At 64.2% G+C, this 26,925-nt stretch carries 20 protein-coding genes; 11 read left to right on the top strand and 9 right to left on the bottom strand.

Annotation, left to right across the window (positions count from 1 at the left end; translation table 11 throughout):
- Window positions 1-157: 157 nt before the first annotated feature.
- Complete coding sequence (locus tag M2332_RS12455) at window positions 158-2,206, top strand: carbon starvation CstA family protein (RefSeq protein ID WP_264574283.1); 2,049 nt, start codon at window positions 158-160, stop codon at window positions 2,204-2,206.
- Entirely contained in the window at window positions 2,203-2,388 is a 186-nt protein-coding gene (locus M2332_RS12450) for a YbdD/YjiX family protein (RefSeq protein WP_264571337.1), read from the top strand. The genes M2332_RS12455 and M2332_RS12450 overlap by 4 nt, the downstream gene beginning before the upstream one ends.
- 1 nt (window position 2,389) lies before the next feature.
- Here M2332_RS12450 and M2332_RS12445 read toward each other — a convergent pair whose 3' ends face one another.
- The 4 genes from M2332_RS12445 to M2332_RS12430 all read right to left on the bottom strand — a co-directional run bounded on the left by M2332_RS12445 (window position 2,390) and on the right by M2332_RS12430 (window position 5,381).
- Window positions 2,390-2,599, bottom strand: a complete 210-nt coding sequence (locus tag M2332_RS12445; protein ID WP_264571338.1) for a hypothetical protein — start codon at window positions 2,597-2,599, stop codon at window positions 2,390-2,392.
- Window positions 2,600-2,685: 86 nt separating this feature from the next.
- On the bottom strand, window positions 2,686-3,036 hold the full coding sequence (locus M2332_RS12440) for a DUF2200 domain-containing protein (protein ID WP_264574282.1): 351 nt from the start codon (window positions 3,034-3,036) through the stop codon (window positions 2,686-2,688).
- Window positions 3,037-3,150: 114 nt separating this feature from the next.
- The gene (locus M2332_RS12435) at window positions 3,151-4,332 is read right to left on the bottom strand and encodes an MFS transporter (RefSeq protein ID WP_264574281.1); all 1,182 of its coding nucleotides are present in this window, start codon (window positions 4,330-4,332) and stop codon (window positions 3,151-3,153) included.
- 14 nt (window positions 4,333-4,346) lie between these two features.
- Window positions 4,347-5,381, bottom strand: coding sequence for an aldo/keto reductase (locus M2332_RS12430; protein WP_264574280.1), 1,035 nt, complete (start codon window positions 5,379-5,381; stop codon window positions 4,347-4,349).
- Between the two features lie 87 nt (window positions 5,382-5,468).
- Here M2332_RS12430 and M2332_RS12425 point away from each other — a divergent pair, with 87 nt between their 5' ends.
- Together M2332_RS12425 and M2332_RS12420 are read left to right on the top strand one after the other, a co-directional pair.
- Window positions 5,469-6,374 (top strand): LysR family transcriptional regulator, encoded by a 906-nt coding sequence (locus M2332_RS12425; protein ID WP_264574279.1) that lies wholly within the window; start codon window positions 5,469-5,471, stop codon window positions 6,372-6,374.
- Between the two features lie 159 nt (window positions 6,375-6,533).
- Window positions 6,534-6,767 carry a hypothetical protein gene (locus tag M2332_RS12420; RefSeq protein ID WP_181560687.1) on the top strand — a complete coding sequence of 78 codons (234 nt, stop codon included), beginning with the start codon at window positions 6,534-6,536 and terminating at the stop codon, window positions 6,765-6,767.
- A 23-nt stretch (window positions 6,768-6,790) separates the two neighbouring features.
- Here M2332_RS12420 and M2332_RS12415 read toward each other — a convergent pair whose 3' ends face one another.
- Window positions 6,791-7,798, bottom strand: coding sequence for an alcohol dehydrogenase catalytic domain-containing protein (locus tag M2332_RS12415; RefSeq protein ID WP_264574278.1), 1,008 nt, complete (start codon window positions 7,796-7,798; stop codon window positions 6,791-6,793).
- Between the two features lie 172 nt (window positions 7,799-7,970).
- Here M2332_RS12415 and M2332_RS12410 point away from each other — a divergent pair, with 172 nt between their 5' ends.
- Window positions 7,971-8,594 carry a class I SAM-dependent methyltransferase gene (locus tag M2332_RS12410; RefSeq protein ID WP_264574277.1) on the top strand — a complete coding sequence of 208 codons (624 nt, stop codon included), beginning with the start codon at window positions 7,971-7,973 and terminating at the stop codon, window positions 8,592-8,594.
- 272 nt (window positions 8,595-8,866) lie between these two features.
- Here M2332_RS12410 and glf read toward each other — a convergent pair whose 3' ends face one another.
- Entirely contained in the window at window positions 8,867-11,128 is a 2,262-nt protein-coding gene (glf, locus tag M2332_RS12405) for a UDP-galactopyranose mutase (protein WP_264574276.1), read from the bottom strand.
- 193 nt (window positions 11,129-11,321) lie between these two features.
- Between glf and M2332_RS12400 the strand changes: the two genes are divergently transcribed.
- On the top strand, window positions 11,322-13,490 hold the full coding sequence (locus M2332_RS12400; RefSeq protein ID WP_264574275.1) for a sugar nucleotide-binding protein: 2,169 nt from the start codon (window positions 11,322-11,324) through the stop codon (window positions 13,488-13,490).
- A gap of 23 nt (window positions 13,491-13,513) precedes the next feature.
- On the opposite strand, the gene M2332_RS12395 is transcribed toward M2332_RS12400, so the two are convergent.
- The 3 genes from M2332_RS12395 to M2332_RS12385 form a co-directional block, all read right to left on the bottom strand.
- Window positions 13,514-15,940 carry a PAS domain-containing sensor histidine kinase gene (locus M2332_RS12395; RefSeq protein ID WP_264574274.1) on the bottom strand — a complete coding sequence of 809 codons (2,427 nt, stop codon included), beginning with the start codon at window positions 15,938-15,940 and terminating at the stop codon, window positions 13,514-13,516.
- The gene (locus M2332_RS12390) at window positions 15,940-17,433 is read right to left on the bottom strand and encodes an ATPase domain-containing protein (protein WP_264574273.1); all 1,494 of its coding nucleotides are present in this window, start codon (window positions 17,431-17,433) and stop codon (window positions 15,940-15,942) included. Before M2332_RS12390 ends, M2332_RS12395 begins: the two co-directional genes overlap by 1 nt.
- Before the next feature lie 195 nt (window positions 17,434-17,628).
- The gene (locus M2332_RS12385) at window positions 17,629-19,164 is read right to left on the bottom strand and encodes a right-handed parallel beta-helix repeat-containing protein (RefSeq protein WP_264574272.1); all 1,536 of its coding nucleotides are present in this window, start codon (window positions 19,162-19,164) and stop codon (window positions 17,629-17,631) included.
- A gap of 288 nt (window positions 19,165-19,452) precedes the next feature.
- On the opposite strand from M2332_RS12385, the gene M2332_RS12380 reads away from it, so the two are divergent.
- From M2332_RS12380 to treZ, 5 genes are all read left to right on the top strand, one after another.
- Window positions 19,453-20,559 (top strand): DUF47 family protein, encoded by a 1,107-nt coding sequence (locus tag M2332_RS12380; RefSeq protein ID WP_264574964.1) that lies wholly within the window; start codon window positions 19,453-19,455, stop codon window positions 20,557-20,559.
- Window positions 20,560-20,571: 12 nt separating this feature from the next.
- Complete coding sequence (locus tag M2332_RS12375) at window positions 20,572-21,585, top strand: inorganic phosphate transporter (protein WP_181560695.1); 1,014 nt, start codon at window positions 20,572-20,574, stop codon at window positions 21,583-21,585.
- A gap of 232 nt (window positions 21,586-21,817) precedes the next feature.
- On the top strand, window positions 21,818-23,050 hold the full coding sequence (locus tag M2332_RS12370; RefSeq protein ID WP_264574271.1) for a glucose-1-phosphate adenylyltransferase family protein: 1,233 nt from the start codon (window positions 21,818-21,820) through the stop codon (window positions 23,048-23,050).
- A complete protein-coding gene (gene glgX, locus M2332_RS12365) occupies window positions 23,047-25,197 on the top strand; it encodes a glycogen debranching protein GlgX (RefSeq protein ID WP_264574270.1) in 2,151 nt (716 codons plus the stop codon). The genes M2332_RS12370 and glgX overlap by 4 nt, the downstream gene beginning before the upstream one ends.
- Window positions 25,170-26,924: a malto-oligosyltrehalose trehalohydrolase gene (gene treZ, locus M2332_RS12360; protein WP_264574269.1), complete on the top strand. Its 1,755-nt coding sequence runs from the start codon at window positions 25,170-25,172 to the stop codon at window positions 26,922-26,924. The genes glgX and treZ overlap by 28 nt, the downstream gene beginning before the upstream one ends.
- Window position 26,925: the final 1 nt, after the last annotated feature.

Here is a 26,925-nt window from a genome sequence, read left to right as displayed (position 1 = left end):
CAGCGGTGGAGGTTTTCGCATCACGCGCCAGGCTTTACGCGGTCACCCTCGCGCAAGCTTGCGGGACCGGCTTGGAAAGCGTGTACGTGACGCCTACGACAGCTCATGCGCGCAGTGGGCATTGCGGCGAATCCAGGATGGAATGTTAGGGGCGGACATGGTGAAGCATATTTTCTGGATCATCCTCGCGATCATCGGCGCCGTCTGTCTCGGCATCGTCGCCACGGCACGCGGCGAGGCGGTCAACGCGCTGTGGATCGTCATTGCCGCGGTCAGTATCTTCCTCGTCGCCTATCGTTATTATGCGCTCTACATCGCCCGGCACGTCATGCGGCTCGATCCTGCTCGCGCCACGCCGGCCCAGTACCGGGGCGACGGGCTGGATTATGTGCCCACGGATCGCCGCGTCCTCTTTGGCCATCATTTTGCGGCCATTGCCGGCGCCGGCCCCTTGGTCGGCCCGGTGCTCGCGGCGCAGATGGGCTATCTGCCCGGCACGCTCTGGATCATCTTCGGCGTCGTGCTGGCCGGCGCGGTGCAGGATTTCATGGTGCTGTTCATCTCGATGCGGCGCGACGGAAAATCGCTCGGTGAACTGGTCCGCATGGAGATGGGGCCGGTCGCCGGCACGATCGCGCTGGCCGGCGCCTTCCTGATCATGGTCATCATCCTCGCGGTGCTCGCCCTCATCGTCGTGCGCGCACTGGCGGAGAGCCCCTGGGGCATGTTCACTGTCGCCGCCACGATCCCCCTCGCCCTCTTGATGGGCATCTACACACGCTGGATCCGCCCGGGCCGCATTGGCGAGGTTTCGCTGCTCGGCTTCGTAGGGCTGATGCTCGCCATCATGTACGGGCAATCGGTCGCCGCCTCTCCCGTCTGGGGGCCGATCTTCACCTTCACGCCCACGCAGCTCTGCTGGATCCTCATCGGCTATGGCGCCGTCGCCTCCATCCTGCCGGTGTGGCTGCTGCTGGCGCCGCGCGATTATCTGTCGACCTTTCTCAAGATCGGCGCGATCGCCGCGCTGGCGATCGGCATCGTCGTCATGGCCCCGCCGCTGCGGATGCCGGCGCTGACCCAGTTCGTCGGCGGGGGCGGTCCGGTCTGGTCGGGCGGCCTCTTCCCCTTCCTGTTCATCACCATCGCCTGCGGCGCCGTCTCGGGCTTCCATGCGCTCATCTCCAGCGGCACGACGCCCAAGCTCATCGCGGCCGAAACCGATGCGCCCTTCATCGGCTATGGTGCGATGCTGATGGAAGCGTTCGTGGCGATCATGGCGCTGGTGGGCGCCTCGATCCTCGATCCGGGCATCTATTTCGCGATGAACAGTCCGGCCGCGATCACCGGCGGCGATCCCGTGAGCGCAGCGGCCGCGGTCACCGCCATGGGCTTTCCGGTCTCAGCCGACACATTGGCCCAGACCGCCCGCGATGTCGGTGAGCACAGCATCGTCTCGCGAACCGGTGGCGCGCCGACCCTCGCCGTCGCCATGGCCGAGATTTTCAGCCATGTCGTCGGGGGGCCGGCGATGAAGGCGTTCTGGTATCATTTCGCCATCCTGTTCGAGGCGCTGTTCATCCTGACGGCCGTCGATGCCGGGACGCGCGCCGGCCGCTTCATGCTGCAGGATCTGATCGGCCTTGCCGTCCCCTCATTCCGCGCGGGCAACGCCCTGCTGCCAGGGGTGATCGCGACCGGTCTGTGCGTGGCCAGCTGGGGCTTCTTCCTCTATCAAGGCGTCACCGATCCGCTGGGCGGCGTGAACACGCTCTGGCCGGTGTTTGGCATCTCCAACCAGATGCTCGCGGCTGTCGCACTGATGCTCTCCACGGTGGTTCTGTTCCGCATGAAGCAGCACCGCTTCGCCTGGGTGACGGTCGTCCCCACCCTCTGGCTGCTGGTCTGCACGCTGAGCGCCGGCGCGCTCAAGCTCCTGTCGAGCGATCCGGCCGTCGGCTTCCTCGCACATGCCCGGCGCTTTTCGGACGCCGCCGCGCGGGGCGAAGTTCTCGCCCCGGCGAAATCCATGGCAGAGATGAACGCGATTATCTTCAATGATCGGATCGATGCCGGTCTTTGCGCGCTGTTTGTCGCCGTGGTGCTCTCGCTGCTCTTCTTCACCATCCGGACCTGTCTGGCGAGCCTGCGCAATCCCGAGCCGACGGCGCATGAAGCCCCGGCCCAGATGGTCCCTGCGGAATGAGCGGCCTGTGGCACCGGCTGCGCGCCACCGCGCGCCTGATGGTCGGGCAACCGCCTTATGAGGCCTATCTGGCCCATATGGCGCGCCACCATCCCCAGGCCAAACCGATGACGCGGACCGAGTTTTTCCGTAACCGTGAGCAGGCGCGCTATGGGGGCGCTGGCGGAGGCAAGTGCTGCTAGGTTATTCGGCGCCTATCTCGGAACCAAAACCTGCATCCCGCATCTGCTTTTCGTCGCGCTCGGCCTTTCGCTGGCCATCCTCAATATAATCGCGCTCGCGACCTTGTGGCTTATCGGTGTTCGGGACGACCGAGGGGTTGGACGGCTCGGGTCTGCCGTCCGGCATGGACCGATCCCGTTCCGGCTTTTGTCGAGGGTTGTGTTCTTCCATGTGTCTTCTCCGTTTCTGCTTTGGAAACGGAGGCCGCAGGAGCCAGTTCCGCGCGCGCGTACAGCGGTGCGGCTTTCTCCATCATTCTATCCGCGCAGGATCTTTTCCATCCCCCTGCCCTTCGCGAGTTCGTCGATCAGTTTATCGAGATAGCGGATTTCGCGCATGGTGCACTCCTCGATCGTCTCGACGCGCACCCCGCAGACGACGCCGGTGATCAGGGAACGCGCGGGGTTCATACAGGGGGCGGTTGCAAAGAAGTCCTCGAATGAGGTGCCGGCGGCCAGCACGCTATCGAGGGACTCTTGGCTGTGCCCCGTCAGCCAGCGCAAGATCTCGTCCACCTCTTCCTTTGTGCGCCCTTTCTTGGCTGCCTTGGCGACATAGAGAGGATAGACGCTTGCGACACTGACTGAATAGATACGATGCCCTGCCATCGGCCGCTCCATCACATGATCGTGCCCGAAGCATGAATAGACGGCCGGCGATAAGCAAGTGCTCTGCCGGAATGACCGTTCCGTGGCAGAGAGGTGGTTGCGTCTCAACACCGTTCAAGCATCGCAAATTTTCGGTTCCTGACGTTGGGGGGCCTGCGATGTCCACACCGCGGCCACGACGGCGATCAGGCCGATGACTGCGGCGCCGGCCCCTGCCAGGGCGACAGCGCGATAGCCAAGTCCCGCAGCGATCACACCGCCACCGATGGCGGCGCCGATCGCGTTGCCGAGGTTGAAGGCGCCGATATTGACAGCGGACGCCAGATTGGGCGCATCCGCTGCGGCAGCCATCACCCGGACCTGAAGCGGCGGAACGAGCGCGAAACTTGCAACGCCCCAGAGAAAGATCAGGATCGCGGTTGGCGCGGCGAACGGCATCAGGACCGCGAACGCAACCAGCACCAGCGCCAGCCCGGCGAGCGTCACCATCAATGTGCGATCGACCGAGCGATCCGCGAAGATGCCGCCCAGCCAGTTGCCCACCGTGAGCCCGACGCCATAGGTCACCAGCATCGCCGTCACGAAGCCGAGCGACGCATGCGTTTCTGCACGCAGGATGGGCGCGATATAGGTGAACACGGTGAACATGGCGCTCGATCCGATCACGGTCAGCGCCAGTGCGGCGAGCACCGGGCCGCGCTTCAGCACGCGCAGCTCGGCAATGGCATTGCCGCCTTGGGGCGCAGGCAAGATCGGCAGGGTCAGCCGCAGCGCGGCGATGGTGGCGACGCCCAGTCCGGCGATCCCCCAGAACGACATCCGCCAACCCAGATGCTCGCCCGCCCAGGTCGCGAGCGGGACGCCGACGACATTGGCGATGGTCAGCCCCATGAACATCGCCGCGACTGCACCAGCCTTGCGCTCTGGCGGAACCAGGCCCGCGGCCACGATCGCCCCGACGCCGAAAAAGGCGCCGTGGTTGAGCGAGGTGACGAGCCGCGCCGCCAGCAGCATCCCGTATCCGGTCGAGATCGCAGCCAACAGGTTGCCGAGCGTGAAGATGCCGGCGAGCGCAATGAGCAGCGTGCGGCGCGGTACCCGGCCGGTGGTCAGGGTCATCAATGGCGCGCCCAGCATCACGCCGAACGCATAGGCGCTGATGAGCAGGCCGGCGGTCGGGATCGACACGCCAAGATCGCCGGCGATGACCGGGAGCAGACCCATGGGTGCAAACTCGGTCACACCGATGCCGAACGCGCCGATCGCCAGTGCGGTGATGCCGGGATTCAGTTTCAAAGGGTTCACTCCCGTCAGACCATGGGGGGATTGAGCAGGGCAAAGCCATCCTGCTGGCGGTAGGGCGTATGCGGATAGGGCGGCATGACGGTGCTGGCCGCATCCAGCGCGGCAATCTGTTCGGGCGTCAGAGCCCAGCCGACCGCGCCCAGATTTTCACGCAACTGGGCCTCATTCCGGGCACCGATGATGACGGAGGAGACGGTCGGTCGGCCCAGCAGCCAGTTGATCGCGACCTGCGGCACGGATCTGCCGGTTTCGGCTGCGACCGCCTCCAGCGCGTCGATCACGCGATAGAGATGGTCCTCCGCAACCGGCGGCGCGAATTGCTCTGTCTCATTCAAACGACTGCCCGGGGGGATCGGTCGGCCGCGCCCGATCTTCCCGGTCAGCCGTCCCCAGCCGAGCGGGCTCCACACCAGCGCGCCGATGCCCTGGTCGGCGGCGAGCGGCATCAGATCCCACTCATAGGCGCGCCCGATCAGCGAATAATAGACCTGATGGGCGACAAGGCGCGGCCAGCCATGGCGCTCGGCCGCGGCCTGCGCCTTCATCACCTGCCAGCCTGGATAGTTGGAGACACCGGCATAGCGCAGCTTGCCCGCCGCAATCAGCCTATCGAGCGTGCCCATGACCTCTTCCGCCGGGGTGGACGCATCGAGCGCGTGGAGTTGCAGCAAGTCGATATAATCCGTGCCCAGACGCCGCAACGCATCCTCCACCGCGCGGATCAGCCGTGCCCGTGAGGCGCCCCAATCCTGCGGCCCTTCGCCCATCGGCAGGCCGGTCTTGGTGGAGATCATCAGGGCATCGCGCCGCCCCTTGATTGCGGACCCCAGCACCTCTTCCGACGCGCCGTTCGAATAGACGTCGGCGGTATCGAACAGGGTCACGCCCGCATCGAGACAGATATCGACCAGCCGCCGCGCTTCGGCAGCATCGCTCTGTCCCCAGGCGCTGAACAACGGCCCCTCGCCGCCGAACGTCCCGGCGCCGAAACTCAGGGCCGACACGCGCAAACCCGAGCGCCCTAGTTGCCGATAATCCATGCTCGATCCTTCGATTGCGATTTCCACTCATAAATGGACCGCAGCGCCCCGCTGTTGTAGTGCGCATTCGAGCCAAGGATCTTTGCTATGGACGCAAAAGTTATTGAGAGTGGCGATCGCGCGCGCGCCATGGAGATATTCGTCGCGGCGATCGATCGAGGCAGTTTTTCCGCCGCCGGCCGCGCGGTGGGCTTGACACCCTCGGCCGTGAGCCGCGCGGTCGACAGGATCGAGGCGCGACTGGGCGTCAGGCTCCTGCTCCGCTCGACCCGGGCGCTCACCCCGACGGCGGAAGGCCTCGCCTATCTCCAAGCCGCACGGCGCATCCTTGCCGATCTCGACGATAGCGAGCAGCAGATCGCCGATCAGGGCCTGCCGCGCGGACGCCTGCGGATCAGCGCGGCGCTGTCGCACGGGCGGCTATGCGTGGTGCCGCTGCTCGGCCGCTTCGCGCAGGCTTATCCCCATATTCTGGTCGACATCGCGCTGACTGATGCGCTGGTCGATGTCGCGGCGGGGCAGGCCGATGTTGCGATCCGCTTCGGTCCGCTCGCCGACAGCGGCCTGACTGCGCGCAGGCTGGGTGAAAGCCGCCGCGTCATCATCGCCTCACCCGATTATCTGGGAGGGGCCGGGACCCCGCGCGTGCCGGAGGATCTGCATGGCCACAATTGCCTGAACTTCAACTTTCGCCGCAGTGAGCCAGTCTGGCCCTTCATGCGCGACGGGGAGGCGTTCTCCCTGGCGATGAAGGGGAGCATTGAAGCCAATAATGGCGAAACGCTCGGTCAACTCGCTGCGCAGGGCGTCGGCATCGCACGTGTTGGCGCCTTCAGCGTCGCGCAGGAGATCGCCAACGGCACGCTCGTGCCGCTGCTGGAAGACTACAACCCCGGTGACGTCGAGCAGATCAATGCGGTGTTCGTCGGCGGCGCCAATCTTCCGGCCCGCGTGCGCGTCTTTGTCGACTTTCTGATCGAGCACATGCGGTAGGTTGCGCCTGTCGCCGTGATGGACGAGACGACCGCTGTGCTCGCGCTCATGATCCGGGGAAGCTGGTCGCCGCGTGGCGCCCATGACGCGGGACAGCGCTGCGGATCAGGTGCTCACTCCTCCCTTGCGCGGGCCGCGCCCCAAGAGATAGGCAGCGCCATGACCCAATCTCAGCTGGCCGATATTCTCATTGCACGACTGGTCCGTGACCATGGCGGCACTCGCCAACGCTGGCGTAAGGTCGTCGGTCCGATCCGGATTTACGATCTCAGGACCCATCCCCATTGCAACTGGATGGTCGATGCGACCGGTTCGACCTCCGATATCGCAAAGGTCGAGAGCCTGCTCGATGAACTGCGCCAGAACCACCCCATCCTCACGGCTGACCGTTGACGCTGGGTTAGGGCGCCGAGGGCCTAGACGTCCGGCGCGATCAGCACCTTGCACTGCTCGCCGCGCTGTTTGAGCGCCTCGAAGACCGTGGGCGTATCGGCGAGCGCAATGGTGCTGGTGACCATCAGCCGGGGCGCGATGGCGCCCTGTTCCAGCGCGGCAAGGGCGGCCTCATATTCCTGCACGGTGAAGAAGGCGCTGGTAACGAGGCGCACTTCCTTGCCGAGCATGGCGAAGGAGTTGAACGTGTCCGGCTTGGTGCACAGGCCCAGCAACAGGATCGTGCCGCGCGGACGCACCTGGTCCACGGCTTGCGCGATCAGGCCGGGCACGCCGACGCATTCGAAGACGATGTCGGCCATGCCGCCCAGACCCTGCACGGCACTTTCGACCGGGTTCTGCGGGTCCACCACGAACACGTCCGCGCCCATCTCGTGCGCGCGCTGCTGCTGCGCGGTGGAGATATCCTGCACTGCCACCTTGGCGGCCCCGAGCCGCTTGGCCCAGAAGGCCACCGCAAGCCCGATCGGCCCTGCGCCCAACACCAGTACCTTGTCACCGGTTTTCAGGCCCGACAGGTTCACGCCGTGCAGGGCTACGGCCAGCGGCTCGATAATGGCGCCATCCGCCAGCGTCAGCCCCGCAGGCAGGGGCACGCACTGGTTTGGGCGCGTGACGGCATAATCGGCATAGCCGCCGCCCTGCAGCCCGAATGACGCGCACCACTGCACTTCGCCCTTGCGGCAATGTTCGCAGTCGCCGCAGCTTTTGAGCGGGATGACCGAGACGAGCTCGCCGACCTTGCGCCCTTGCGTGTTCCGACCCAGCGCCACCACCTCGCCGGCGAACTCATGGCCCAGCACATCGCCATGCTTGCATCCATAAGCGGCATCCTGCGTCATATGCAGATCACTGCCGCAAATCCCGCAGCGCCCGACCTTGACCACCAGTTCACCCTCGCCCGGCGTCGGATCAGGAACATCCTCGAACGCCAGCGGCGTGTGGAGCGCCTGGAAAATAACGGCTTTCACAAATATGCCCTTTCGTCTCTCGCCGAGGCCCGTGCCCGAGGGCGACATCTCTATCTTATCCGCCTCAATGCTGACACGGCCTAACCGACTGCTCGCATCCAATAAAATGCCAAGCCCGGAACGGACAGCGCTCGATCACATTGTTCTTGAAGATTTCGGGAGGATATATGCCATGGCGAGCACGTCGCAGGGCGGGAATGGTGGCTCAACGCATTGGACGACGTTCCTCAAGGAGTTCGCCAAGGCACCCCTTTCAGTCGGCTCGCCCATTGCCACCTCGGCGGGTACCATCAAGCGCCAGCTAGAAGGGGTCGACTGGGCCAAAACGCGTCTGTTCGTCGAATATGGCCCCGGCACAGGAGAGTTTACCCGCTATATTCTTGCGCACCTGCCACGCGACGCTCAGCTGATCGCGATCGAAAGTGAAAACGGGCTTGCCGACCATCTTCGCCAGACGATCGATGATCCTCGCTTTACGGTCCATACTGGTTCAGCCCTCAAAGCTCAGACTATCCTCGGGCACGACGTGGTCGGACGGGTAGACTATATTCTCTCTGGCCTCCCCTTCTCCGCGTTGGAGAAGCCCGACAGGGCAAGAATTGTGGAGGATGCCGCGCGCCTTCTCAACGACGACGGTGAGTTCCTCGCTTATCAGGTGCGTCGGGCGATCGAACCGTCACTTCGCAAAGTCTTCACACGAGTGAAACGGCGCCGGCGTTGGCTCAACGTGCCGCCTTATCATCTGTACTGGTGCCGAGAGCCAAAGCGATCTCGCTCTTCGAACCGGGTGGACTGATCCGGCGTCCCTCCCCATCGCAATTGCTGAATCGCGGAGTGAGGGCGCTCCGGTCTGTGCACGCGATGGCTAAGGCGGCAGCATCTACCTCACTGCGGTCCCCTGCCCTGTTCGCCCCGCGGCGGGCCATCAGGTACTCCATGATCGCGATTGCCTCGGCCCTGGAGTGCCGTTCTCGATCGCCGGGATTGATCGCCAAAAGCTGCCATCCCGCTCAGCGGCCAGCATGTCCTCCTTGACGATAGCGCTCGCCCGCTTGCGCGGGATCGCCCCTATTCAGCAGCGATCGCGTCGATATCATGCGCGGGTTTTGCCGTCCTCAGCTGCATCATGTGCCGCCGATAGGTCGCGAGCGCCTGGCCGACCACCTGATCCATATTATAATAGCGGTAGGTGGCGAGCCGTCCGACGAACAGGACATCGGGCGTACCCAAAGCGAGCGCTTCATAGCGTTTGAACAGAGCGGCATTTTCCGGGCGCGGGATGGGGTAATAGGGGTCACCCTCCGCGCTGGGATATTCGTAGGTGATGCTCGTGCGGGCCGCACTCTGGCCGGTCAGATGCTTATACTCGGTAATCCGTGTATAGGGCACTGCTTCTGACGGATAGTTGATGACGGCGACCGGTTGCAGCCATTCGGTGTCGCGCGTCTCGTGCCGAAACTCAAGCGACCGATAGGGCAGCTTGCCGTAGCGATGGCCGAAATATTCATCGATCGGGCCGGTAAAGACGAGCCGGTCATACCGCACGCGGGCCGCAACCTCCTCGAAGGTAACGCCAAGCTCCATGTCAATCAGCGGATGGTCGAGCATGGCGGCGAACATCGCCGTATAGCCCTCGGCCGGCATCGCCTGGAAGCCGTCGGTGAAATAGCGATCATCCGTATTTGTCCGCGTGGGCACGCGGGCTGTCACCGATTTGTCGAGTTCGGACGGGTCCATGCCCCATTGCTTGCGGGTATAGCCTTGGAAGAAAGTCTCATAGAGATGGCGCCCCACCTTGGAGATGACCACGTCGGCCGATGTGCGGATCGTCTCGACCGGCTCCGCCTGGCTCTCAAGAAAGGCCTCCGCCTCTGCCTCGTCCGCCAATGCCAGCCCGTAGAGGCTGTTCAATGTGTCGCGGTTGATCGGCATCGGCACCTGCAGCCCATCGACGTCCGCCAGGACGCGATGCTCGTAAGGGTGCCAGCGCGTGAAGCGTGAGAGATAGTCGACGATGTCCTGACTGTTCGTATGGAAAATATGGGGACCGTAGCGATGGACCAGAATGCCGGCCTCGTCATAATGGTCATAGGCATTGCCGGCGATATGGTCGCGCCGATCGATGACGAGGACGCGCTTGCCGCCGTCCGCCGCGAGGCGTTCCGCCATCACCGCGCCCGCAAAACCCGCGCCGACGACCAGATAGTCGTAATGGCGGGTGGGGAGCGGCGTCATCACCTCCTCGATGAGCGCCGACATCGCGTCGACCACCTTGTCCCAGGAGAGATCGGCGAGACATGCGTCTGCGCTCGCCCTCCACGGGGCATCGGCAGGCGCACGGGCGCGAGAGAGAGCCCGCTCGCACGCAGCCACGAATGCCTCGGGATTGCCGGCGATCTCGACCGCGTCGAGCATGCCATAATGGCGCGCCACATCGATGATCGGGGTGGAAACCACCGGCAGGCCCGCTGCCAGATATTCCGGCGTCTTGGTGGGAGAAATGAACTGCGTGGACGGATTGATGGCAAAGGGCATCAACGCGACGTCCCAGCCCCGCGCATAGTGCGGGAGCTCGCCATAGGCTTTGCTTCCCAGATAGGCGATGTTGGGCCGCTGCGGCAGATCGGCGGGATCGATCTTGACCACGGGCCCCACGAGCACCAGCGACCAATCGGGATGCGCATCGGCGACGGCGGCGAGCAGGGCGAGGTCCATCCGCTCGTCAATGACGCCGTAGAAACCGAGCCGCGGGCGCGCGAGTTCGGCCTGGTCGGAAGGATCCTCCCCCGGCAGACGCGCCGCGGCAAAATGCGCGGCGTCGACGCTGGAGGGGAAGGCATGGACGGCAGGGTGGCGCGCGCGCTTCGCCTCGTAGAGACTGTAGCCGCCAGTGAAAACGAGATCGGCTCTCTCGAACAGCTCGGCTTCCAGTTCCGCCAGTTGCGGGGGCGCAAACCGGAAATTCGCCAGCTCGTCCATACAGTCATAGATGGTGCAGGCCGCCTGGAGATGCCGCGAGAAGGGCAGCATCATCGGCGTATAGTACCATGTCACCAGCGGCTCGGCATGATCGCCCAGATGGGCGTCGAGCAGGTGCCGCAGGGTGACCTGGCTTTCCGCATCCGTCAGGCCTTCCGGGAGGTGCGGTGTCGCGACCGTGATTTGCGGGGCGGGTGTCCTCAGCTCCAGCCAGGCATCAGCGGTCTCGCCGCTCACGAGCGGTTCCTCCCAGAAGGTGACCAGCTGACGATATGCGAAACGCGACATAAGATGTTGCGGGCGCTGGAACACGAAGTCCCAGCGCAGATGCGAGAAGCACATCAGCGTCATTATTTGTGGCTTTCGAGGCTAGAGCGGAATGAACCTGTATGGGCAACAATGCGCGCACAGCGTCCTTGCTCCCGCTTATTTACCACGATTGATCGATATCAATACGATAGTGCCAGTAGGACTTTGATTGGAGGCGAACGGGGGGCCGGGTTGGTATATGCTCGGTGCACGGCCATCGCCGTATGAGGTTCCCTTGGACGCCGTATCGACCCAGCTTGCCCCTCTCGCCCTGTGGGGCGGCTGCGAATGCACGATCAATCGCGTCGGGGATGATTATCTCGATCAGTCGGCGCGAAGCGGGCACAGTGATCGACCCGAAGATCTGGATCGATTGGCCGGCTTGGGCGTGACGGCGCTGCGTTACCCTTTGCTGTGGGAGAGTTTTGCCCAAAGCGACCAGCGCGAGGCTCTTTGGGCGTGGCACGCCGACCGGCTAGGGCGGCTGCGCGCGCTTGGCATCCGCCCGATCCTCGGCCTGATCCATCATGGCAGCGGTCCCGCCCCCACCCACTTGCTGGACCCGGCATTTGCGGCGGGTCTTGCCGATCACGCGCGGGAGGCGGCCGAGCGGTTCCCCTGGGTCCAGGATTGGACGCCGGTCAACGAGCCTCTCACCACTGCGCGCTTTTCCGCCCTTTATGGTCATTGGTATCCCCATCTTCGCGACGAGACGGCTTTCTGGACCGCGCTCGTCAACCAGGTCGATGCCATTCGGGGGGCGATGGACGCGATCCGCATGATCATTCCCGCGGCGCGCCTCGTTCAAACAGAGGATCTGGGGCATACCGACGCGACACCGCAGCGGGCCGCTCAGGCAGGCTTCGACAATCATCGCCGCTGGGCGACCTGGGATTTGCTGACCGGCCGCCTGATAGCGGGGCACGCGCTTTGGGATCATCTCGAGGGCTTGGGGCTGTCGGATCGTCTTCGTGACATCGCTTCCGCGCCATGCCCGCCGGCCATCATCGGCCTCAATCATTATCTCACCAGCGACCGCTTCCTCGACCACCGGCTGGAGCGCCATCCCCCGGCCAGCCATGGCGCTTGCGCCACCGGGCCGGTTGCCGACGTCGAAGCCGTCAGAGCCATAGCTCACCCGCCGGGCCTTGAAGGCGCCGTTCGCGCTGCCTGGGAGCGCTATGAGGTGCCCATCGTGCTCACCGAGGTGCACAATGGTTGCACGCGCGAGGAGCAGATGCGCTGGCTCGATGAGGCCTGGACGACAGCCACGGCCCTCCGCGCGGACGGCATCTGCATCGAGGCAGTGACAGTCTGGAGCCTGTTCGGCGCGTTCGACTGGGACAGCCTGCTCACCAAAAAGGCCGGCCATTATGAGAGCGGCGTGTTCGACGTGCGGGGCCCCGAACCGCGAGAGACCGCTTTGGCGCCGATGATGCGCGCGTTGGCGGGAGGTGCAAGACCGGCTCATCCCGTCCTCCATGGGCAGGGATGGTGGCGTCGACCCGGGCGCCTCACGGGGCCTGCGACAGAGCCACGCACGATCGATGGACCGCCGGCTCCAGAAGCGCGCCCGCTCTTGATCCTCGGGGCGACCGGAACCTTGGGCCAGGCCTTTGCGGGGGCCTGTTCGCTTCGTGATATCGATCATCGGCTGGTCGGACGAGACGTCATCGACCTGCACGATGCCGCCACGATTGCCGACGCGCTGGATCGGCTGCGGCCTTGGGCCGTCATCAACTGCGCGGGCTGGGTGCGGGTCGATGAAGCAGAGGGCAGCGCCGACGCCTGCCTTGCGACCAATTTCACAGGCTGCGTCGCCCTTGCAGCCGCCTGCGCGCAACGCGACATCCATTATAGCTGCTTCTCCAGCGACCTCGTCTTCGATGGCCATGGTCGGCGCGCTTATGTGGAGAGCGATGCGCCAGCGCCGCTCAACGTCTACGGAGAGAGCAAGGCGCGGGCCGAGGCGGGTGTTCTGGCGGCTGGCGGGCGCGCGCTGGTCATCAGGACCGCATCCTTCTTCTCACCCTATGATCCGCACAATTTCGCCATGCATCTGGTGGCGGCGCTGCGGACCGAACGCGTATTTCACGCCGTGGGGGATTGCATCACCTCGCCCACTTATGTGCCCGATCTCGTCCGCGCCACGCTCGACCTCGTGATCGATGACGAGTGCGGCATCTGGCACCTCACCAGCGACGGCGCTTTCTCCTGGGCGCAGTTTGCGCATGCCGTGGGCGAAAGGATGGACCTGCCGACCGATCTGATCGAAACCGTCTCCATCGACGCGATGAACTGGCCGGCGCGGCGGCCCCGCCATGCGTCGATGAGCAGCGAGCGCGGCCTGATCATGCCCAGCCTGGCTTCGGCAATCGACCGCTTTGCCCTGCACCTCCGCTGAGGGCGCAGGTTCGTCGCCTCAGCCTAGGCCTTTTCGAGAACGGCCCGGATCTTGGCCGCGAGCTGCTCGACCGTGAAAGGCTTGCCGAGAAGCTCCACACCGGGATCGACAACGCCGTTGTGGACGACCGCGTTGCGCGTGTAGCCGCTGGTATAGAGCACCTTCAGGTCCGGCCGGCGGCGGCATGCTTCATCGGCGAGTTTCCGTCCGTTGATGTCCGGCATGATGATGTCCGTGAACAAGAGCGTGATCTCCGGATGCTCGTCGAGCACGCGCAGCGCCGCATGTCCGCCATCCGCTTCCAGCACGCGATAGCCCAGTTCGACCAGCGCATCGACGCTGAACCGGCGGACGGCGGCCTCATCCTCGACCACCAGAATGACCTCCTGCTCATCGCCCCTCGGCAGGTCGGCCCGCACCTGTTCGATCTCTCCGGCGGCCTCGCCATAGAATCGCGGGAGGTAGATCTTGATCGTCGTCCCCTCGCCCGGCTCGGAATAGATTTTGATATGCCCGCCCGACTGCCGGACAAATCCGTACACCTGGCTCAGCCCCAGACCGGTGCCCTTGCCCACCGCCTTGGTGGTGAAGAACGGATCAAACGCCTTGGCGATGACGTCGTCCGGCATGCCCGTGCCGGTATCGGTCACGGCGATCATCACATATTGGCCCGCCGGAACGCCGAAATTCTCCGCGGCATAGCGATCATCGGCGTGCGTGTTCTGCGTTTCGATCGTCAGGTGTCCGCCATCCGGCATGGCATCGCGGGCATTGACCGCCAGATTGACGATCGCGTTTTCAAGCTGATTGCGGTCGGCATGGGTGCGCCACACGCCCGCCGCAAGAACCGTCTCCAGCCTGACATCGCCGCCCAGCGAATGCAGCAGAAGCTCGGACATGCCCGAGACGAGCTTGTTGGGATCGAGCACCTCGGGATTGAGCGGCTGCTGGCGCGAGAATGCGAGGAGGCGATGGGTCAGGGTCGCGGCGCGCTGCGCACCATCGATCGCGGCATCGATATAGCGTTTCGCGCGCTCATCATCGGCCATGACGCGCCGGCTCAACAGGTCGAGTGAGCCGATCACCACGGCCAGCATATTGTTGAAGTCATGCGCGATGCCGCCGGTCAATTGGCCGACAGCTTCCATTTTCTGTGCCTGACGCAAGGCCGCCTGCGCTTGCTCGCGCACGGCCACCTCCTCGGTCACGCGCCGCTCGAGATGCTCGTTGAGCTCCCGCAGTTCCGCCTCGGCCCGCTTGCGCGCCGTCACGTCAATCGCCGTGCCAACGACGCGCAGACACCGCCCGGCCTCGTCGAAGACGCCGCGTCCCTTGGCGGCCACCCAGCGCACCAGTCCATCTTCCTTGCCGATCGTCCGATATTCGACATCATAGATCGCGCGGACATTGGGGTCTGCGGCCGCCAGATAGGCTTCGGTGGTATGCGCGCGATCGTCGGGATGGAGGCCTTCGTAAAAATCCTGCATCGACACTTCGACATCGGGCGAGATGCCGAACACCCCTTTCACGATGGGTGGCCAGATCAGAACATCGTTGACCACGTCGACGTCCCAGAAGCCGACCTCGGCGGCATCCGTCGCCAGCCGCAGCCGCTCCTCGCTGATCGCCAGCTCGGCCCGGACGCGCATCCGTTCGGACAGATCGAGCATCGCCCCGATCATACGCAGGGCCCGCCCCTGCGCATCCCGGATGATGTGGCCGCGATCGAAGACGTGGGCGTAGCTCCCGTCTCCACGCCTGAACCGATATTCTCCGCTCCAGCTGTCCGACGAGCCGTCGATCGCCGCGTGGATGGTCCTGTCCACCTCGTCCCGGTCATCCGGGTGGATCTGCGCGATCCACCATGTCCCGTTATTCTCGATCTGGTCGACCGGGTGGCCATAAGCGATGGAGAGCGCGTCGTTCCAGGTCACATAGTCAGTGACGAAATCCCAATCCCAGATGGCGTCGTTCGTCGCCTTGCTCGCCAGGCGGTAGCGTTCTTCGACCGCGCGAATATCCTCAAGCCGGGTTCGCGCTTCATATTGCCGTCGGCGTGCCCGCAAGGCGGCCGTCGCAACGCTGACCAATGTGGTCGGGTGAAAGGGGCGTTCGAGAAAGGTCACGTTGCCGAGCAATTCGAGATGACGGCCGGCGGCAGGATTGCGCTCGATGCCGCCGCCGCGCTGGGTGAGCAGGACGAAGGGAAGATCGGACCATTCCTGCTGCGCGGCGATGAGCTCCACCAGCGGCCTCAGATCGGCCGCCTTGACCGCTTCATCGGTCATCATCACGAACCCAAGACCCTGTGCGAGGCGCGCGACCAGCGCATCGAGCGACGGGACAATCTCGGTTTCGATGCCGGCCTGGTTGAGGATGGCGGCGGCGATCTCTGCATCCCGACCGTGAGGGGCGAGGATGACGGCACGCTCCGAAAAAGTGCGGTTCATCAGCCGCGCTTGTCCTGGCCGAGATCCATCAGATTGCCGGCACCGACCATCGTGGGGATGCCACGCAACACACCCTGAAAATGCGTCAGCGGCTCGCCGATGGTGATGCCTTGTGCGTCGATACGATATTCGCGGATCGTATTCTCATGGACGCCCGAGCGTTTCTTGACGATCGAGATGGCCCGCCGGACATGGCCCACCGCCTCGAAATAGCGCAGCAGCACAACCGTATCGGCCAGATAGGTGATGTCCACCGGGGCCTGCATGTCTCCCACCACGCCATGCTGCGTGACGGTAAGGAACGTGCTGGCCCCGCGCCGATTGAGATATTGCAACAGCTCGTGAATGTGGAGGACAAGCGCGCTCTCCTCGGGCATCGCCGCGCGATATCCATTGAGGCTGTCGATCACGACGGTGCGGATGCCATGCTCCTCAACGGTCGCGCGCGCCCGATGAGCAAACTCGCCGGGCGACATTTCGGCTGCATCGACCTGCTCGATGATGAGCTTGCCGTCCGCGACCAGCCGGCTCACATCGATGCCAAGCCCCTTGGCCCGATCGGCCAGCAGGCCAAGTTCCTCATCGAAGACGAACATGGCCGCCGTCTCTCCGCGCGCGATGCACCCTTTCACGAGATTGAGCGCCAGGAGGGATTTGCCCGTTCCCGTCGGGCCGAGGATCAGCGTGCTGGTGCCGGAGTCAAAGCCCCCGCCGAGCAGGGCATTGAGTTCAGCGCTTTCCGTGGGCGCGGTGGCCCGCACGAAATCGGATTTGTGCTCCAGCGACACCAGTCGCGGAAAAACCCGGACACCGCCGGTATCGATCACGAAATCATGATAGCCGCCGCGATAGCGCTGGCCGCGATATTTGAGCATCCGAAGCCGGCGGCGTTCCGAACCGTAAAGCGGTGCCAGCTCCTCAAGCCGCAGCACGCCATGAGCGACGCTGTGCACCGTCTTGTCATTGGTGTCGGAGGTCAGATCGTCGAGCATCAGCACGGTTGCATTATGCTTGGCGAAATAGTGCTTCAGCGCCAGAATCTGACGGCGGTAGCGCAGCGAGCTTTGCGCGAGCAGCCGGATTTCCGAGAGACTGTCGATCACCACCCGCTGCGGCTTGACCCGCTCGATCGCCTCGAGGATGCGCTTGGTGGTTTCGCCCAGTTCGAGATCGGAGGAGTAGAGCAGGCTCTGCTGCTGATTCTCGTCCAGCAGCGTCTCGGGCGGTACGAGTTCGAAAATGTGGAAAAGCTCGTTCAGTGCCCAGCCGTGCGAGGCAGCGGTCTCACGCAGTTCCTCCTCGGTTTCGGACAGGGTGATATACAGCCCCCGCTCCCCGGCCTCTGCCCCGTTCATGAGGAACTGGCTTGCGATGGTCGTCTTGCCGGTGCCCGGATCGCCCTCGACGAGGAACAGCCTGCCGCAGGCAAAGCCGCCCGCCGTCACATCATCAAGACCCTCAATCCCACTCGACGCCTTCGCCGTCCGATCCATCCGCATATCTCCCTTCGCAAACGCCGGACCGTCTCCGCACGTCCACCGCTCCCGAAAAGAGCAAGCTGAAAACCCACGATAGAGGATTGCGATCCCTCCGTCTCTCAGGATTGCGCGGGCTCAACGCTTTAATTTGAAGTTACGATGTTGGCCCTGCCCGCTGGGAACGCGCGAGGAACCCGAAAGCTGGAACCCCTAGCGCCGCGCCTCGAAGACCGACGCGCGGCGGGGCGTGAGCAGCTTTACCGGCGCGCCCAGTTCTCGCTCAAGCATGGCGAGCATCCACTGGCGGTGGCGCGCGAGATAATCCGCGAAGCCGTCCGGCTTGGCCGGGTCGAATGTCGGCACCGCCCAATCGAGCGAGGGGGCCTTATAGTCAGCCTTCATCAGGCCGACCTCGTCGCGGGGCGGATCGACATGAGCGCCCAGATAGTCGTTGCCCGTGAAGCGAATGAACTGAGCCGGCGAGAAGCCGGCCGAGATCAGATAATCCGGCCCCTGGCGGCCGACCTCGCTGCCATAACGCGCCGTGCCCGCCACCGCGAAGCGATTGTTGCGGAAGCGGACGTCGCTCGCCCAGCCCTGCCACTCGGTGGCGACCACCATCTGGACATCCTTGCCCTTGGCGACGTGGATCACATTCTTCTCGATCAAGGCGTCCGAAATCGTGCCTGACAGCTGAAAGATGCGCGTCCCGTCATTCTGGCTGACATTGTGACGCACCACGGTGCCGCGATTGCCGATATTGTCCTTGTCATTGGCCTTGGGCGAACAGATCAGCAGGAAGCCCCCGGCATTATCGTGGCTGTAATTGTACGCGATGGTCGTCCGGCGCGAGTTGAAGTCGGAATCGAAGCCCTGACCGTCGTAGCGCGTGCGGGTGTAGGCAGCTTCATTGAGCTGGATGAGGCTGTGATCCGTGCTCCACTGCCAGATCCCGGCGCTGTATCCGGGCGCCCGGCCGGCGGCATAGCGAACGATATTGTGCTCGATCAGCGCGCCATCGGTGCCACGCGGCACGATGCCATCCCCGCCAATGTCCTCCAGATAATTGTCCCGGATCACGATGTCATAGCTTGGATACCAGCGCGCGGCGGTGACCTGATCGCTGATCCCGGCAATGCCGGAGCGGTCCACCCGCCAGATGATGTTGCGCTCGATCGCAAGGTCATCGAAACGGGTCGGAAAGCGCGGGCCGAGCGCCTGAAAGACGATGCCGCCATTGTCCTTGCGGTCATTCGTGCCGCGCACATCATGGATGTACATGTCGCTGATGCGGATGCCGCGGACGACGCCGACATTTTCGGCCGACACGAGCACGCCATAGCGCGAGCCGGCAGGCGGGCCGTCATTGGTCAGTTCAAGGCCGCTCACCGTCACATAGCTTGCGTTGAGGATCGCCACCGCATGGGGCGATACGCCGCCCGCATCGATGCGGGGGCGCGCGCCCGAGCCGGTTGCGCCGACGACAATGGGTGCCCCTCTGCTGCCCGATTGGGTGATGGTGAGCGGTTCTTTCCACACCGACCCCGCCGCCAGCAGGATCCTGTCACCCGGCTTAAGCTTCACGCTGCCCAACCGGGCGAGCGACCGAAATGGCTGCGTTGCAACCCGACCGTCGAAACGATCGTCCCCCGTGATCGCGTTCACATGATAGGTCTCTGCTCTGGCATGGGCAGCGGTGAGGCTGAGCGCCACTGCGATGAGCTTGAGGCCTCTGCCCGGGCGCATGAAACGCAGGGCCCGGCCTTGCAGGCCAGCGCCGGGATTGCTGAGGTCTGGCGAAGGCCGGGGAACGTGGGCGGAGTAGAGGGTCGGAAGCAGCGTGCTGAACATAGTGCGGCAGAGGGCCTTGAAGATCGAACAGTCCTCGCTCTAGCGGCAAGGGCATGAATGTCGAATGACCCGCTGCTCTTCAGGGGACATCGCGCGCGGTTGACTGTTGCAACTGACATAAAACTGTCACAATGGGCGCCACGCGCTCTGCTGAGGGGACAAACAATCAAACAGATTGCGGCACTGCCCTATCGGGCTGAAGGCGATGCGCTGGATGCACCGATCCGGATTCTGCTCATCACCTCGCGCGAGACGAAGCGCTGGGTGATTCCCAAGGGCAATGGATCGGCGGGCAAGCTCCCGCATCAGGCGGCCGCGGCCGAGGCCGAGGAAGAAGCCGGCATCGTCGGGGCCGTTTGCCCGACGCCATTGGGAACCTATCGCTACCGCAAACGGCGGCGTAACGGCGCCAACTTGATGGTGGACGTCGAGGTGTTCCCGCTGGCCGTCAATCGGGAACTGACCGACTGGAAAGAGCAGCACGAACGCGAGCGGCGGTGGTTCAGCCTCAGCGAGGCAGCCGATGCCGTCGACGAGCCGGATCTAAGCGATCTGATCCGATCTTTCGCAGCATCCGAGTTCAAGGCGGCGACACGGCGCCAATCGGTGATGGACACCGTTGCACATACTTCAGGGATAAGCAGGATGTTTGGTTGGTTTCAGCGCCTTTTGCCCAAGCAGGGCAATTTCTTCGATCTGTTCGAAGCGCATGTCCAGACCGTGGTCGCCGGCGCCGACGCGCTGACCCGGCTGCTGCATGACGGGGACAGCCGCGATGACCATATTCGCGAGGTGATCGAGCGGGAAACCGATGCCGACGAGATCATCCGTGAGGTGCTTCACCTTGTCCGCAAGACGTTCCTCACGCCATTCGACCGCAGCGCGATCATCAGCCTTGTGAGTTCGACCGACGATGCGATCGATGAGATGCAGTCGGCAGTGGCGGCCATCGACATCTATGACGTGCACGACTTCGATCAGGAAATGAAGGATATGGCGGCGATTATCGTCGACAGCACGCGCGTGCTGGCGGAAGCCATGCCGCTGCTGCGCAATGTCGCACAAAACGGCAAGCGCCTGCATGAACTGACCGAGCGGCTGGTGCGGATGGAAGGCCATGCCGACGCCATCCACAGCGAGGGGCTGAAGCAGGCCTATCGCAAGTTCCGGACGGCCGATCCCATGGCGTTCATCGTCCGGCGCGAGATCTACAAGCATCTGGAGCGGATTGTCGACGCGCTCGAGGATGTCGCGAATGCGATTGACGGCATCGTGATCGACCATAGCTGAGCGCACAGGGTCATGCACAACCTCGCTTTTCCGCTGCTGGTCGGCCTGATCGTCATCGCGCTCGCATTCGATTATCTCAACGGCTTGCATGATGCCGCCAACTCGATTGCAACCGTGGTGGCGACCCGCCTGCTCGGCCCGGTCGCGGCGGTGGTTTTCGCGGCCTTCTTCAATTTCGCGGCCTATTTTCTCATGCTGGCCTTCCCCAGCCTGCACAAGGTCGCCGAGACGATCGGCGCGGGCCTCGTCAGCCAGGATCTGATCACGCCGGCCGTCATCTTCGGCGCGCTGATCGGCGCCATGTTCTGGAATGTGGTGACGTGGCTCAAGGGCATTCCCTCCTCCAGCAGCCATGCCCTGATCGGCGGCCTCATCGGCGCGGGGATGGCCCATGCCGGCATCTCCGGCATCCAGTGGAGCGGCCTCAACAAGACGCTGATCGCCATCGTGCTCTCGCCCACGCTGGGCATGCTGCTCTCCATGCTGATCATGCTGGCGACGAGCTGGGTGTTCCGCCGGGCCACCGCTCGTGGCGCCGAGCATGCGTTTCGCTATCTGCACCTGTTGTCCTCGGCCGCCTATTCCGTCAGCCACGGCCTCAATGACGCGCAGAAGACCATGGGCATCATCACGGTGCTGCTCTATTCGACTGGCTATCTCACCGGCGAATTCGCGGTGCCGCACTGGGTGGCGATTGCCTGCTATATCGCGATCGCGCTGGGCACGCTGACGGGCGGCTGGAAGATCATCGAAACGATGGGCTCGCGGATCACCAAGCTCTCGCAGCACCAGGGATTCAGCGCCTCCCTTGGCGGCTCGATCATGGTGTTCACGGCCTCGCTGATGGGCATTCCCGTTTCGACCACCCACACGATCACCGGATGCGTGATCGGTGCAGGCACCGCGCGACGGGCCTCTGCCGTGCGCTGGGGCGTGGCGCAGAGCGTCATGATCGCCTGGATCATCACCATCCCGGCCTCAGCTGTCGTGGGCGCAGCCTTCTATTTTCTGGCCCGGCTGTTCTGATCTTGCGCCCATCGTGAGGGGCTAGCCAAACACCGACGTTGCGGCCGGCTTGGCGGCTGGCACAGTGGCGCCTCTATTGCCGGTATCGGCGCGGCTTCGTCCGCCGCACGCTCCGGGCCATGTCACTCCCCAAGGGGCGGCAACAAAAATCGCTTAACATATGTAAAGACAGGGAACAGTGCGCGTTGCCGTTGGTTAATCAGGCGAAGATTTCCTTTGACCTGAGGTAGATATGAGCCAATCGAATGCCCGGCATGCGACTTCTGAGGCGCTGGCTCTTGTCCTGGCAGGCGGTCGGGGCAGTCGCCTTCATGATCTGACCAGCGCGCTCGCCAAACCTGCTCTTCCGGTTGGCGATGTGGGCAGGCTCATCGATTTCACGCTGGCGAACGTCGCCAATTCCGGCATCCCCCGCGCACTGGTGCTCACCCAATATGAGCCCGACGCGCTGCATCGCCATTTGAACCAGACGTGGCAGCGCTTTGGCGGCATCGAGCTAGACGTGCTCGACGGCAATGAATGCGGCCCCTTCAACGGAACCGCGGACGCAGTCTTCAAGATCAGCGACCAGATCGACCAGGAAGCGCCGGACCATGTCGTGGTTCTCGCGGGCGATCACCTTTACCAGATGGACTACCGGCCGTTCATCGAACGCCACATGCTGAGCAATGCGAAAGTGACGGTCGGCGCGGTGCACGTCCCGCTAGCCGACGCCGACCAATTCGGTGTCATGACGGCTGGCGCGGATGGCCTGATCACCGATTTCGCGGAGAAGCCGGCCTCGCCTGCGGAAGCGCCCGACCGTCCCGGTCATGCCTTTGCATCGATGGGCATTTATGTCTTCACCTGGCAGCTGCTGCGGCAGGTGCTGGCCGAACTGGCTCCGCTCCATGAGGATCTGGATTTCGGCAAGCATGTCCTGCCCCGGCTGGTGGCCGAGCGAGGCGCCTATGTCTACGCGCTGCCCGGGCGTGGGCAGGCCGCGCCGCTGTGGCGCGATCTCGGCACGGTGGATGCCTATCATGGCATTCATGCCGATATCGCCAGCGGCCGGGTCGCGCTCGATCCCTCATGGCCGGTCGCCGGGCGGCGCGCCATTGGCCTGCCGGTGCGGTCTGCGCCGGTTTCCGACCGTCCGGCCTGGCCGGGCCATATGATCGGCCAAGATGCCAGCGTCGGCGAGCGAGCCCAGCTTCGCAACGTCGTGGTGATGCCCGGCGCGCGCGTCGGCTCGGATGTGCGCATCGACAATGCGATCGTGACCGGCGATGCCGTCATTCCCGATGGATTCCACCTTTCCGAAGCGCTCAGGCAATGCGGCGAGGACTGCCTTGTCTCGGAAGGCGGCATTCGCCTCCTGTCCGCGCAGGCGATGAGCCGGCTCGCCGGCGCGAAACGATCCGCCAAGCCCCATTATGCCTCGGCAGATGAGAGCCCCCGGAGAATGCTGGCGCCCGGACTTTGACCCAGGTAGACGATATCGGCCTGGAGCCAGACGCGACGCCTCTGGCCTTCGCAAAGCCGGACAGGCTGCACCATGAGCTCGGCGCCGAATATACCGGCGAGGGCGTTCATTTTGCGGTCTTTTCCGAGAATGCCGAGGCCATCGAACTCTCGCTCTTCTCGGACGATGGGGAAGAAGAGGTTCAGCGGCTCGAATTGCCCCGACGCGAAGGCTCGATCCACTCGGGCTTTCTCCCCGGCCTCAAGCCCGGTCAACTCTATGGCTATCGCGCGCACGGCGCCTATGAGCCCGAGCAGGGCCATCGTTTCAACCCCAACAAGCTGCTGCTCGACCCCTATGCGCGGGAAGTATCCGGCACGCTCAAATGGGACGATGCGCTGTGGGGCTATGATCTCCTGAGTGGCGACGATCTGACGTTCGACACGCGGGATTCGGCCCCGTTCATGGTCAAGAGCGTGGTGCAGAACCCCGATTTCGATTGGGAGGGAGACGCGGCGCTGCGTCTCCCATGGACCGAGACGATCATCTACGAAGCCCATGTGCGTGGCCTCACCATGACGCACCCCGACGTGCCGGAGGAACTACGCGGCACCTATGCCGGCATGGTGTGCGAGCCGATCCTCGACCATCTTCGCAAGCTTGGCGTCTCCGCCATCGAGCTGCTGCCCTGCCAGTTCTTCCTCGATGATCGAAGCCTGCTGGAACGCGGCCTTTCCAATTATTGGGGCTATCAGACGCTCGGCTATTTCGCCCCGGAAACCCGCTTCCTCCAGCAGGGCGAGGGCGTCCCCGGTGCCATTCGCCAGTTCAAGGAGATGGTGAAGCGCTTCCACCGGGTCGGCATCGAAGTGATCATGGATGTGGTCTACAACCACACCGCCGAAGGATCGGAACGCGGCCCGACGCTCTGCTTCCGCGGCCTCGACAATGCGGCTTATTATGTCCTGTCGCCGGACCATCCGCGATACTCGTTCGACCAGACCGGTACGGGGAACACGCTCTCTGTGGCGCACCCCATGGTGCTGCGGATGGTGCTCGATTCACTGCGCTACTGGGTGCAGGTCATGCATGTCGACGGGTTCCGCTTCGATCTCGCCTCGACATTGGGACGGCAGGCGGCCGGGTTCGATCGCGAGGGGACATTCTTCGGCGCGATCCGGCAGGACCCCATCCTCGCCGGTGTAAAGTTGATCGCCGAGCCCTGGGATGTCGGCGAGGGCGGCTATCAGGTTGGCGGCTTTCCCGCGCCGTTCCGCGAATGGAACGACAAGTTCCGCGATACCGTGCGCGGGTTCTGGCGGGGGGATGGCGGGCTGGTCGGCGATCTGGCCGGGAGCCTGCTGGGCTCCCCCGAGCAGTTCAACCATTCGGACCGGAGCCCCACCTCCTCGGTGAATTTCCTCGCCGCTCATGATGGCTTCACGCTGATGGACTGCGTGTCCTTCAACGACAAGCATAACGAGGCCAATGGCGAGAATGGCGCGGACGGCCATGATCATAATCTTTCCGCCAATATGGGTGCCGAAGGCGCGACGGACGACGCCGATATCTGCGCGGCACGCAGCCAGCGCCGCCGGAATATGATCGCGACGATGCTGCTGAGCCAGGGCGTGCCGATGGTCCTGAGCGGGGACGAAATCGGCAACAGCCAGCAGGGCAATAACAATGTCTATTGTCAGGACAATGAGACGGCCTGGATCGCCTGGCCCGAGCGCGACGATGCGTTTCTCGATTTCGTGCAGCGGATGGTCCGCTTCCGCCTCGATCATCCGGTCCTTGCACAGGAGACATTCCTGCTCGGCGATGCGGGGGACGATGGGCGGACGGAAGTGGCCTGGTATCAGCCGGACGGGCGCGAGATGGATGAGGCGGTGTGGGCAGAAACGGAGTTACGCGTCCTTGGTCTGTTCATCGACCACTCCGCGCGAGCGGCCTTCCTTGACGATGAGAATATCGGTGCGCTCTTCATCATCGTGAACGCAGGCGACGCGCTCGACTTCACCCTGCCCCACCCCAATGGCATCGCGCACTGGACGCGCATCCTGGATACCGCCAGCGCCGATCCCTTCAGGGAAGACCCGTGCGAGGGCGATGTCCTCGCCATCCCGGCCAACAGCGTATGCGTCTACGCGCCGACCGCACGATGACCGGCCACCATTTCCGCAAAGGCTGGGGCGCAGAGCCCGAGGAAGACGGGCAATGGCGCTTCTCGCTCTGGTCGCCGGATCGCGAAGCAGTGGCAGTCGAGATCGACGGCGGATCGACGGCCTTGGCGCCGGGTGACGACGGCTGGTTCTCCGGCACCGCTGCGGCTCAACCGGGGGCCTCCTACGGCTTTCGCATCGGGGACAGGCTCTATCCCGACCCGGCAGCGCGGGCACAGATGGGCGATGTTCACGGCCCCTCGCGCCTGGTCGACCCTCGCGCCTTCCAATGGTCCGCCGACTGGGCGGGTCTCCCCTGGCATCAGGCGGTCATCTATGAGCTTCATGTCGGGACCTTCACGCCCGAGGGCACATTTGCCGCCGCGCAACGGGCATTGCCACGCCTGAAAAGCCTCGGCGTGACGGTCGTCGAGCTGATGCCGGTCGCCCAGTTCGAGGGCGCGCGCGGCTGGGGATATGATGGCGTGCTGCTCTATGCGCCCCATCCTTGCTATGGCGGTGCGGACGGCCTCAAGCAGTTCGTGGATGCGGCGCACAAGCTCGGCATCGCGGTGATGCTCGACGTGGTCTACAACCATTTCGGCCCCTCCGGGAATTATCTGCCCGCCTGGTGCCCGTCCTTCTTCCACGCCTCGGCCCGCACGCCCTGGGGGGATGGCATCGCCTTCGATGTGCCCGCCGTTCGCGCTTTCTTCCTGGACAACGCAGTTTTCTGGCTGGAGGAATATCAGCTGGACGGACTGCGCCTGGACGCCGTTCACGCCATTGCCGACCAGACGACCGAAGACTTCCTGAAAGATTTGGGCAAGGCGGTTCGCGCGCGCGACTGGGGACGCCCGGTCCACCTGGTGACCGAGGATGAGCGCAACCTCGTCGACTATCTCGAGCCAGATGCGCCCTTCAATGCCAGTTGGAACGATGACTGGCACCACGCGGTCCACTGCCTGCTGACCGGGGAAGACGAGAGCTATTACGCGCCCTTTGCCGTCGATCCGCTGGCGGACATCGAGATGGCGCTGCGCGATGGATATGTGGAGCAGGGGCAGAAACGGCCCCCGCATGAGCATTTGCGCGGCGAGCCATCCGCCCTGCTGCCCCGGACGGCCTTCGTCAATTTCTTGGGCAATCACGATCAGGTCGGTAATCGTGCGCAGGGCGAGCGGTTGCACCATCTGGTGGCGGACCGCGCCGCGCTGCGGGTGGTGACGGCACTGACCCTGCTGACGCCCTTTACGCCGATGCTGTTCATGGGCGATGAGTTTCTTACCGAAGCGCCATTCCTGTTCTTCACGGATTTCACGGGCGATCTGGCTGAAGCGGTGCGCACCGGCCGGGCACGCGAGTTCGAGAAGTTCACATCCTTCGCCGGCACCGTGCCGGACCCCAATGACCCGCAAACGGCCGCCCGCTCGATGATCGGCCACGCGGCCAACGATGCGCAGCGCGAGCATGAAGCCTTTGTGCGCGATCTTCTCGCGCTGCGGGCGTTCCATATCACGCCGCTCCTTGCACAGACGGAACGGCCCAAGGCAGTCGTCCTGCGCGAAGGCGCGGCGTTCGATGCGCGGTGGGAATTTACCACTGCGACCCTGCACGTCCGCTTGCTGCTTGGCGGCGAGGATGTTTCCACACCCACCGACCCCTTCTTCGTGGAGGCTGCGCAAGGAAGCGGCTTCGCTTTCGCCGCCGCCGTTCGAAAGGACCAATGAC

The sequence above is a fragment of the Sphingobium sp. B11D3A genome, assembly GCF_025961695.1.
Classification (GTDB): Bacteria; Pseudomonadota; Alphaproteobacteria; order Sphingomonadales; family Sphingomonadaceae; genus Sphingobium.
This window is presented reverse-complemented; position numbering and strand designations above follow the sequence as displayed.